General features: G+C 45.4%; 6 protein-coding genes and 1 riboswitch. Of the genes, 5 read left to right on the forward strand and 1 reads right to left on the reverse strand.

Going from position 1 to position 10,550, the window contains the following annotated elements:
• The first annotated feature begins 198 nt into the window (after positions 1-198).
• The 3 genes from alsS to ACWP87_RS07875 all read left to right on the forward strand — a co-directional run bounded on the left by alsS (position 199) and on the right by ACWP87_RS07875 (position 4,962).
• Entirely contained in the window at positions 199-1,875 is a 1,677-nt protein-coding gene (gene alsS / locus ACWP87_RS07865) for an acetolactate synthase AlsS (RefSeq protein ID WP_005686061.1), read from the forward strand.
• 110 nt (positions 1,876-1,985) lie between these two features.
• Positions 1,986-2,696, forward strand: coding sequence for an acetolactate decarboxylase (budA, locus tag ACWP87_RS07870; RefSeq protein ID WP_015764992.1), 711 nt, complete (start codon positions 1,986-1,988; stop codon positions 2,694-2,696).
• A 59-nt stretch (positions 2,697-2,755) separates the two neighbouring features.
• Positions 2,756-2,931: riboswitch (Lysine riboswitch) on the forward strand.
• Positions 2,932-3,498: 567 nt separating this feature from the next.
• Positions 3,499-4,962 (forward strand): amino acid permease, encoded by a 1,464-nt coding sequence (locus tag ACWP87_RS07875; RefSeq protein ID WP_005686067.1) that lies wholly within the window; start codon positions 3,499-3,501, stop codon positions 4,960-4,962.
• Positions 4,963-5,090: 128 nt separating this feature from the next.
• On the opposite strand, the gene ACWP87_RS07880 is transcribed toward ACWP87_RS07875, so the two are convergent.
• Complete coding sequence (locus tag ACWP87_RS07880; protein WP_005686068.1) at positions 5,091-6,617, reverse strand: helix-turn-helix domain-containing protein; 1,527 nt, start codon at positions 6,615-6,617, stop codon at positions 5,091-5,093.
• A 389-nt stretch (positions 6,618-7,006) separates the two neighbouring features.
• Between ACWP87_RS07880 and ACWP87_RS07885 the strand changes: the two genes are divergently transcribed.
• Together ACWP87_RS07885 and serS are read left to right on the forward strand one after the other, a co-directional pair.
• Positions 7,007-8,584 (forward strand): helix-turn-helix domain-containing protein, encoded by a 1,578-nt coding sequence (locus tag ACWP87_RS07885; protein WP_005686069.1) that lies wholly within the window; start codon positions 7,007-7,009, stop codon positions 8,582-8,584.
• Between the two features lie 442 nt (positions 8,585-9,026).
• Positions 9,027-10,310, forward strand: a complete 1,284-nt coding sequence (serS, locus tag ACWP87_RS07890; protein ID WP_005686073.1) for a serine--tRNA ligase — start codon at positions 9,027-9,029, stop codon at positions 10,308-10,310.
• Positions 10,311-10,550 lie beyond the last annotated feature (240 nt).

A 10,550-nucleotide genomic window follows, 5' to 3' on the forward strand; every position in this document is an offset into this window, starting at 1 on the left:
GTTCCTACTAAATCAGTTAAACTTATATTGGAAAGATTAAACTAGGCTTTTAAACAAGTTTGCCAAGAATGTAACAGATTTATGAAAATACTGTAACAGAACCGCTCTGTTTAATCGGTGTTTTTCAGTTAAATTAGGGGTTGAAACGGAACACAAAAAGCGTATTATGAAACACATCAATAATGAGGAAGTGGCGAAATGGCTGAAGAGAAGCGTTATGGCGCAGATTTAATTGTCGAGAGTCTAGCAAATCACGGGATTGATTATGTTTTTGGAATTCCCGGCGCCAAAATCGATCGGGTTTTTGAAACCCTAGAACATCCCAAAACTAAAAAAAGTCCGCAATTAATTGTCGCCCGACACGAGCAAAATGCAGCCTTTATGGCAGCCGGCATTGGCCGTTTGACTGGTAAGCCCGGCGTTGTCTTGACGACTTCAGGACCTGGCGCTTCGAACTTGGCAACTGGCCTTGTTACAGCAACTGCTGAAGGCGATCCGGTTTTGGCATTGTCCGGACAGGTTAAGCGAGCAGATTTGTTACGTAGCTCCCATCAAAGTATGCGGAATGCGGATCTTTTTGCGCCGATCACAAAATATGCGGCTGAAGTTCAGGATCCGGACAATGTTAGTGAAATTATTGCCAACGCTTATCAGGCGGCAGAATCAGGCAAGCAGGGCGCAAGTTTTGTGTCGATTCCCCAAGATGTGACCGATTCACCGGTCAATTCCGAACCGATCAAACCGTTAGTGGCACCAAAGTTGGGACCGGCCAGCCCTAGTGACATGACTTACTTGGCACGTGCGATTAAGGAAGCCTCATTACCAGTGTTGCTGTTGGGTATGCGTGCATCGTCCAGCGATGTGACTGCTGAAATTCGCGAGTTGTTGTCGGTCACCGAGTTACCGGTTGTCGAAACATTCCAGGGTGCCGGCATTATTTCGCATCGCCAAATCGATAATTTCTTTGGCCGGGTCGGTTTGTTCCGTAATCAGCCGGGTGACATGTTGTTGCAACATAGCGATCTGGTTATTGCAATTGGATATGATCCTGTGGAATACGAACCTCGTAACTGGAATGCTGATGGCAAGGCCCGCATCATTGTGATTGATGATGTTCCTGCTGAAATTGATCACAACTTCCAACCGGAAACCGAATTGATTGGTGACATTTCACAAACACTGGATATTTTGGTTCCGTTGCTGCGCGGTTATCAGGTGGCCCCGGAGAGTAAACATTATCTGAGTGAATTACAATCTAAATTACAAGACAGCGACGTACCGCCAGCCTTGACGGATCAAAAGCTGATTCATCCGCTAAGCATTGTTGCCGCATTACAGGAGCGGGTCGCAGATGATATGACTGTGGCAGTTGATGTTGGTAGTCATTACATCTGGATGGCACGGCATTTCCGTAGTTATGAGCCACGACACTTACTTTTCTCGAATGGTATGCAAACATTGGGTGTGGCACTACCGTGGGCGATCGCGGCAACGTTGGTTCGTCCAGGAAAAAAGGCGGTTTCAATATCCGGTGATGGCGGTTTTCTTTTCTCGGGTCAAGAGTTGGAAACTGCCGTGCGGCTCAAGGCGGATTTAGTTCATATTATTTGGAATGATGGCCATTATGATATGGTAAAATTCCAAGAAGAGATGAAATACGGGCGTGCAGCAGGTGTTGACTTTGGACCGGTTGATTTTGTGAAGTATGCAGAAGCTTTTGGCGCCAAAGGTTTGCGTGTTGATAAGCCAAGCGAACTTGGAACCGTGCTTGATGAGGCGTTTGCGACTCAAGGTCCAGTGATCGTTGACATTCCGGTTGACTATTCCGATAACGCCGAACTTGGCGCTGCGATGTTGCCTGATCAGATCTATTAATCGTTAACTGGACTGACGTGGGGAGCGTGGGGCTCAGTGTGAGATTGTCTGTTTACACTCCGACCCCTAACCGCGCCGGTTCACGCTCACTTCAAAAAGGAGATGTCGTTTTGAATACGGATCGGTTGTATCAACATGGAACAATAGCCATGCTGGTTCCGGGGCTTTTTGCGGGGACGCAGACAGTTGGGGAATTGTTGCAGCACGGTGATACTGGCATTGGAACTTTGACTGGGCTTGATGGTGAGTTAATTATTCAGGCGGGTAAGGTTTATCAAGTGAATGCCCAAGGTAAAGTTCGAGAAGTGCAAGAAGACGAGAAGGTTCCTTTTGCTAACGTTCACTATCAACACGACGTTGCAGCTGGTAAGCTTCAGGGGCTTGATTTGGCCGGGTTTCACAAAGCGACTCTCGAGCGGCTGCAGACCAGTAATTTATTTGCGGCGGTTCGTGTAGAAGGTACGTTTACGCAAATGCATACACGAGCGGTGCTGCCGCAACAGCCATCTTATCCGACCTTGACCGAAACGGCCTCGGGTCAAAAAGAATTTCATGCCGAGAATATCAAGGGCACTTTAATTGGGTACTTTTCACCGGATCTCTATGCGGGTGCGGTTTCACCTGGTTTCCATGTCCATTTTCTGGCTGCTGATCATAGTATGGGTGGGCATATTCTTGGCTTCGAATTGGATAGTGGCGAACTGTTTTTACAAAAGTTTAGCGACTTCCAGTTGCATTTGCCAACAGATGATCAGCCTTTCTTGAAGCAACAATTTGATACAACAAGTTTGGTTGCTGATATTCTTAAAGCTGAGAGTTGAGTTAAAGCCGTGTGAGAGTGAGTTGCTGTTGTTAGTTGAACATGATATGGTGAGTCGTAATTGAGATTAGAGGTCGCATCAATCATGAGTCGCAGCTGCAATGGTCTGAACACCAAGCGCGCAGTTGTTAAAGGGAAAGGTGCCGAAATACCGGTTGAGTTCAGCCAATCGATATTGGGCCAGTTGGATAATATCCACTGGACTGTCGCGATTATCGCGGGGCGCTAACAAATCGGATCACGTTTATTCATGGTAAAAAGCAGAATAAGCCGATGGGTTAGTCACAACAGACCGACTCATTGGCTTTTTTTGTGTGAGCGTGAGCAGGAGCGCTTAGCAATCGGAGTGTAAGTGGCCTCAAGCTTAAATGGCTGGGCTTTGGCCATTTAAGCTTGAGGTCCGTCCTTACACGGAGATTGCTGCGACTGCGAACGCGTTATAGAAAGCAGAATAAAATTATCGGATTGCCCGAAGAAGAATGCTTCTGCCTTTGTTGCAGTTTTTCGTCCATAAACACCGGTCTTGGGCCATCGCGTTCGAGGTCCTTACACGCAGATCCCTGCGCTGGCGAACGCGTTATAGAAAGCAGAATAAAATTAACGGATTGCCCAAAGAAGAATGCTTCTGCCCTTGCTGCAGTCTTCCATCCATAAACACCGGTCTTTGGCTAACGCATCGTTGCACCTAACCTGCCACCGGCTGTCAACAACCAGCCAATCACGAAAATCTCATTCCAGATATCGTCAGTAAAATCTGGCATTGTTTAGCAAAAATCAATTCACGTTAACAAAGGAGTTCATCTGTGGCACAATCAGCATCCAATCAAGTAAAACGAGAGCTCAAGACACGGCATCTATCCATGATTGCTCTTGGCGGTAGTATCGGAACCGGCCTTTTTGTTGCAAGTGGCAGCGCCATTGCCACTGCCGGACCGGGTGGAGCCATTGCAGCCTATATCGGAATCGGACTCATGGTTTTCTTTCTTATGACTAGTTTAGGTGAAATGGCCACGTATGTACCGGTTTCCGGCTCTTTTTCCGAGTATGCGAGTCGGTTTGTCGATCCGGCGTTCGGATTTGCTTTAGGGTGGAACTATTGGTTTAACTGGGCCATTACCGTTGCGGTTGATGTTTCGACGACTGCCATTGTTATGCATTTTTGGCTGCCAAATGTACCCGGCTGGCTGTTTTCGTTGGGGTTTTTGGCGCTGATCTTCTTGATTAACATTATTTCGGTCAAGTCATTTGGTGAAACTGAATATTGGTTGTCGTTGATTAAGGTTGTAACGGTGTTTGTCTTTTTAATTGTCGGGTTACTGACAATTATGGGGATCATGGGTGGGCATGGTCCCATTGGTTTCAAAAATTACACAACCGGTGCGGCGCCGTTTGTGGGTGGTATCCCCGCAACGTTGGCTGTTTTTGTTGTCGCGGGTTTTTCTTTTCAGGGAACCGAGTTGATCGGGATTACGGCCGGCGAAAGCGAAACGCCTGAAACAAGTATTCCTAAGGCGATTAAGCAGGTTTTCTGGCGTATTTTGCTGTTTTATATCCTGTCGATTGCCGTGATTGCCGCCATTATTCCGTACACTAGCCCGAATCTGTTGGGAGCCAGCGTGGATCAGGTGGCGATTTCGCCCTTCACATTGGTATTTGACCGCATTGGACTTGCAGGAGCAGCAAGTGTCATGAATGCCGTGATTTTGACCTCGGTTTTGTCATCGGCTAACTCAGGGATGTATGCATCGACGCGAATGTTGTGGGCGATGGGCGGCTCCGGCTTTGCACCGCGGATTTTTCAAAAAACGAACAGCCGCGGCATCCCGCTTGCTGCGTTGTTGCTAACAACTCTGGTTGGCGCATTAACTTTCTTGACCAGTATTATGGGACCACACGTTTACCAGCTGCTTGTAGCGGCGTCAGGGTTAACCGGGTTCCTGGCCTGGCTCGGGATCGCGGTTTCGCATTTTCGGTTTCGGCGGGCTTTCGTGAAACAGGGACATGATGTTCACGAACTCAAATACCATGCCAAGTGGTTCCCGGTTGGCCCGATCATGGCGATTATCATGAGTCTGATCGTCATCGTGGGCCAGGATTTGCAAGCAGTCCAGCACTTTGCTTGGGGACGGTTAATGGTGTCGTACATGTCAATTCCGCTTTTTATTGTGCTGTTTGTCTGGTATAAAGTGAAGTATAAAACCAAACTGATCCCGCTTGAAAAAGTCGACCTAGCTCCGCATCGCGAACATGAACCTAATCCTAAATAACAAGCTTACAAATGAAAAACGACTTGAAGGATGAATGTCATCTTTCAGGTCGTTTTTTATTACGCACTCTTATTGGTCGCAAAAGGCTACCAATTTGAAATTGTCACTGGTTATCATGCGGTGACGATTTATAACCGCTCATCGTTGTCAGCCGATAAGGAAGCATCGGTTTTCTTAAGATATAAATGCCGAATCTGCAAGTAGAGCTGGAAAATAGCATTGTCACTATCTTCAGTCATCCAACTAATGATTTCACCGCGAAAATCGGCCGGAACAGCTGCCTTGATAGCCGGTTCATTGTCCACACTGGTGATGACAAGATCAGCTTTTTCAAATGCTGCATCTTCTGGAAGTAAATCAACAACCGGTAAATCAGTCAACAGATTGACCATGCGCCGGTTTAACAAGTCGTGATCCAGGTAAGCCAATTTAACCTGTACAGTTGGCGTTTCAACAAAGTAGCGTAAATAAGGCGTTAATAGGAAATAAAGTGTGTGCAGGAATTGATGGTCGGTTCCCAAAAAATACTGATATTCAGGAGTTTTCGGCAAGGATGCCACGAATTTCTCCAAGACCCGGAATAGATTCGTCTTCGTGTAATTCAATCCGCGCGGCTGATAGAAGTCAACCAAATGCATGAAGTCCCCACCGAGCATCTCATTATTTAAAGCGATACGTGCGAGGTTGAGGATGAGCCCATGTTCATTGTTGAGATCAAAAGCGGTTTGATGCCGGACATGCTGATTTAAGAAAGCCAATAAGCGTTTCACAAAATCTGCCGTGACAGTTGGTCGCTGCAATAAATATTGGATGAAGTTTTGATCGTCCGGAATACTTGGCAAGAAGGTGATGGTCCGATGTTGCTGAAAATAAAAAAAGTCATTTTCACCCTTCATGTAGCGTTGGTTGAAACCAGGGAACATCTCACGTGTATAAACATCGTGTTGAAAAGGCGGATAGTCGTTAAAGATCCGATCAAATGCTTCATTACCGGTGACAAAATGATTGCCGCTGATACGGACGCGGCAGATCGCCCAAAAAAGGATTTCTTCAAGAATATCAACCGGATTCGTTTTGGCGTTCGGCAAGGCCATGTATTCCTGCACAATCTGATGTTCATCCAGAACCTTAAACGGCCAATCGACGCCATGATAGCCAAGCCAATAAAAGTCAAACAGGAAAAGCCGGATGCGGCTCTCCTGGCCAATAAAGCCTAAATCGCTAAAAGAAAGTTTTAGTTGAAATCGTTTGAGTAATTTGCGTAAGGTGGCGGTTTTACGGACCAAAGTCGAGCGGCTGATAAAATGGGCTTGGCAAAACTTTTCGGTTGATGGGTGATTGGCTTGCACGATATAGTCCACAAACTGAAAAGCAATGGCATGTTTCAGCAGGTAAAGATGATAATCGTCGACAGTGACATCAATTTCCATTAAAAGATTAATTTGACGGCGCTTTAACTTTTCCGGATGGACCGTCAAACCAGCCATATCCCGAAACAGTTCCTGTAAAATGTTATAGCCTTGCTGATATGAAAGGTCTAGGTGGCGACTGAGGGTATTGATGGTATAGGTCTGGACGGTGCTGTCCTTGATAGCCGAAAACATTTGAAACTTCTGCAAGTCAGCGCGGTCAAGAAAAGTTTGCTCATAAAGCATCGCGTACCCTCCAATCTGTAGCAATTAAAACCCCTTCACCTCTAATTATACCAAAGAATGACAAAAGCGATGCGACTCTCGTGAATGATTGAGCTTTTGTAACCTTAAGTAAGTGAATCAAATAACGGGCAGATTCACAAGTTGGTATAGCAATAGGCCAGACAGGGGTAAGAAGCTGATTATGCGTCTTCAGTGAAGTATAATCAAGATATCTAGAAATTCCTATTAAATTGACGCCTGATTCAGACATACAGGCGTAGTATCAAGCGTGCTGGTCTAAGAAGACGAGAGAATGACCTTGACTCGTGGGCTGCTACTTCAAGTCTTTATGCCACGCGTTTCCAAATGAATGGATTACCCAACACAGAAGTCTACAGGAAGGAGATTTTATGAAAGACAATCATGACATTTTCTTATCAATGTCCGATGCTGAAAAGCTGAGTTTGTTTCGGACCATTATTGACGTCAGGGAAGCCCAGACACCGGTTAAAAAGCGGGTGAAAGCGTATCGGGATCACCGGCCATTGGTTAGTGAAGTCAACCTTAAACAAGTTGCGGCAATTACCAATCGTAATTATGGCAGCGTCTATAACACGTATAATGGCCTGATGCATTCGCTGGAAGCAATGATTGGCCGCGAACATGCGTCGGTCAAAACATTGCTGGGAATACCGGTTGATGAGTTTCGCTATTTTTTGGTTAAACAGTCAAATCCGTATCATTTTTTGGATGCGGTTTTGTATCAGCGATATGAAGACTTTGATGACTTTTTAAGAGCCTGTGACAGTTCTAAAGCGACCGTGTTAAGACATTTGAAAGTCATTCGCGGTTACGCCCGGCAAAGTGGCGTCCAATTTTCTTACGAGACACTTTCCTTCGTGGGAGCGGAATTGAATGTCAGATTGTTCATCACCATTGCTTACTGGTTGGCAACGAATGGTGTCGCTTGGCCATTTGAAAACTTATCCCATGATCGTGCAGGCAAAATTTTAGATGACTTGTTGGTTGTGTTTGACAGTGGCAAGGTCAACAAGATTACGCGAGAATTGTTGATGTATTATATTGCGGTGGCTCACCAGCGTATTTTAAGCGGCCATGTTTTGTCACATGAAGCCGGCTCAAGAGTTTTGCAATATCCTGTCCCGAATCTCTTTAGTGATGCTGCTTTGAGCCTACTGGATAAGTCGAAGCGGTTGCAGCACCTGACAACGCAGCAGCAGCAAAGTGAAAGTGATGCCTTGTATTTCCTTTTTAATTTTGCCCCGCTGTATATTATTACGGATGGCCAGGTAGAACAACGAATCATTGCCCGTTACAATGACTATAATCCGGAAATCTATCAACTTATTAACGGTTTCTTTACGCGTTTTCCGTATAACTTTAAGCTTGATATCCATTTGCCGGATGATACTTATAATTTGTTATTTGCCAATATGCTAAGCGTGACCGTCAGCGTGTTAGCGTTCAACAAAGACTTCACGACCAGCTTGTTGGCGGAGTTTAGTGCCAATATGCAGCAAACCAAAGATGACCCGGACTTTTATCAGCAGGTTAAAGTAACCCTTGATGAGGTGATTGATAGTCAGCAACTGACATCATTTGTCGGCTGCCGCGATGTTTTGGCAGAAGCGTTTTATCGCAATCTGCATCAACTACTGGTTCAATTTCAGCCCCAACAAAAAGTATTGGTTGCGCCGGTCATTGAACAAACGGTGACGGGATACATTGATTTATTGGCCTTTTTACATGCGGTGCCATTTGTTGAGTTGGCTTCACCGGATGCCGACCTTAAAGATGTTGACCTGATTATTACGACTTCGGTTGGTGCCATTAAGGATGCAGCAGGACAAACCCAGATCTTCCCATGGCACATCAATGTCACGAACGATCATTATGGGCATCTTTATAGCCTTTTGCGGGAACTATGGGACGGGAAAACCCTCAAAGATGCGCGATTTATCTATTGAAAATGACGCATCGTTTTGCTAATTCTTTTAGTGAAAACTGCTCTCGATGCTTGTCTAAACACGAAAGATGCGGTAATCTAACAACGTATAGTAAACACGTCTGAAGCGCCTAATGGATGTTTTAGAGAGTTAGCGGGTGGTGCAAGCTGACATATCATCCTCATTCCAGCGCCTTAGTGGGCAGTGATGAACTGCACGGTGACAACCGTTATCAGCCTCAAGAGGGTGGCGTTATGCGCCAAACTTGGGTGGTACCGCGGAAAAAGCCTTTCGTCCCATTAGAGATGAAGGGCTTTTTGTGTGCACTGAGCACTCAGACGGGTTTTCGATTAGAAATAAGTACAGCAGTCCAAAGTTGGCCAAAGAGGCGCACCCTAGCGATGGCAAGCACCAGGAAAGTCGGCCTTTTGTGAACTGCTTGATACTTTTGAAGGAGGATAATATGTTAGATCTCAAGTTGATTCGGCAAAAGCCGGAGTGGGCAAAAAAGAAGTTAGCTGCTCGCACGATCAAGGGTGAAGAAATCGATGAATTAATCGCCCTTGATGAGAAACGACGTAAGGTAACAGTTCAAACCGAGGAGTTAAAGGCAAAGCGTAATGAAGTTTCCGGCCAGATCGCGGTGATGAAACGGAACAAAGAAAACGCTGACGAGCAAATCACGGCTATGCGTGAAGTTGGTCAAAAAATCAGCCAGTTAGATAAAGAATTAGCAGAACTGAATGAGAAAGTCACCTATATTCTGGTTCGGTTACCTAACTTTCCGGCCGATGATGTCCCGATGTCACTAAATGAAGACGACTCGCGTGAAGAATATAAATGGGGCAACATTCCTCATTTTGATTTTCAACCGAAACATCATTGGGATATCGGCGAGAAACTAGGTATTTTGGACTTTGAACGGGCGGCCAAAGTATCAGGCAGCCGCTTTGTCTACTATAAAGGTGCAGGTGCGCGACTAGAGCGAGCCGTTTATAACTTCTTCTTGGATGAACACCAAAAAGAAGGTTATGAAGAAATTATTCCGCCATATTTGGTTAACAATGATTCAATGTTTGGCACAGGTCAATTTCCTAAGTTTACTGATGCAACGTACACCATCACAAACGATGGTGAGCCATTAACCATGATTCCAACCGCAGAAGTGCCGCTGGTCAATTATTATCGCGGGGATATTATCGATGCTGCTAAATTGCCAGTTAACTTCACCGCACTAACACCTGCCTTTCGTTCCGAAGCAGGAAGCGCTGGTCGGGATACTCGTGGATTAATCCGGATGCATCAATTTAACAAGGTCGAAATGGTCAAGTTTTGCAAACCCGAAGATTCCTGGCAAGAATTAAAGAATTTGATTCACGATGCAGAGGACTTGTTACGCAAGTTGGGCCTTCCATATCACGTCATCACCTTGGCCAGCAACGATGCCAGCTTTACGAGTGCTAAAACGAACGATCTTGAAGTGTGGTTCCCGGCGCAGAATCGCTATCGTGAAATTTCGAGTTGCAGTAATTGCACGGATTTCCAGGCACGTCGAGCACAAATCCGTTATCGCGATGATGATGGCAAGCTGCAATTTGTTCATACACTCAACGGTTCAGGCCTTGCAGTGGGACGGACTGTCGCTGCCATTCTTGAAAATTATCAGCAAGCTGATGGAACGGTTAAGATTCCTGACGTTCTGGTTCCCTACATGCACGGCCAAACTGCAATCAAGCAGGAAGATTAATAGCAAAAAGTGCATCTTTATGCAGCGGATTATTAATAATTCGCTGCATTTTTCTTTGAACGTTCGGCTTAGAAATTCTTATTAAAACCTCATTTAAAAAGTGTTGACGCGGCTTGGCAAAGTTGCTATCATATTCTTCGTTGTCAAATTGTTAATTGCTTATCGCATTCATCAACTGCATGTTTATTCAAAAAAGATGTTGACATGCATTGGTGATCATGATAATCTATAAAAGTTGTT

It is taken from the genome of Lacticaseibacillus sp. 22 (genome assembly GCF_055413445.1).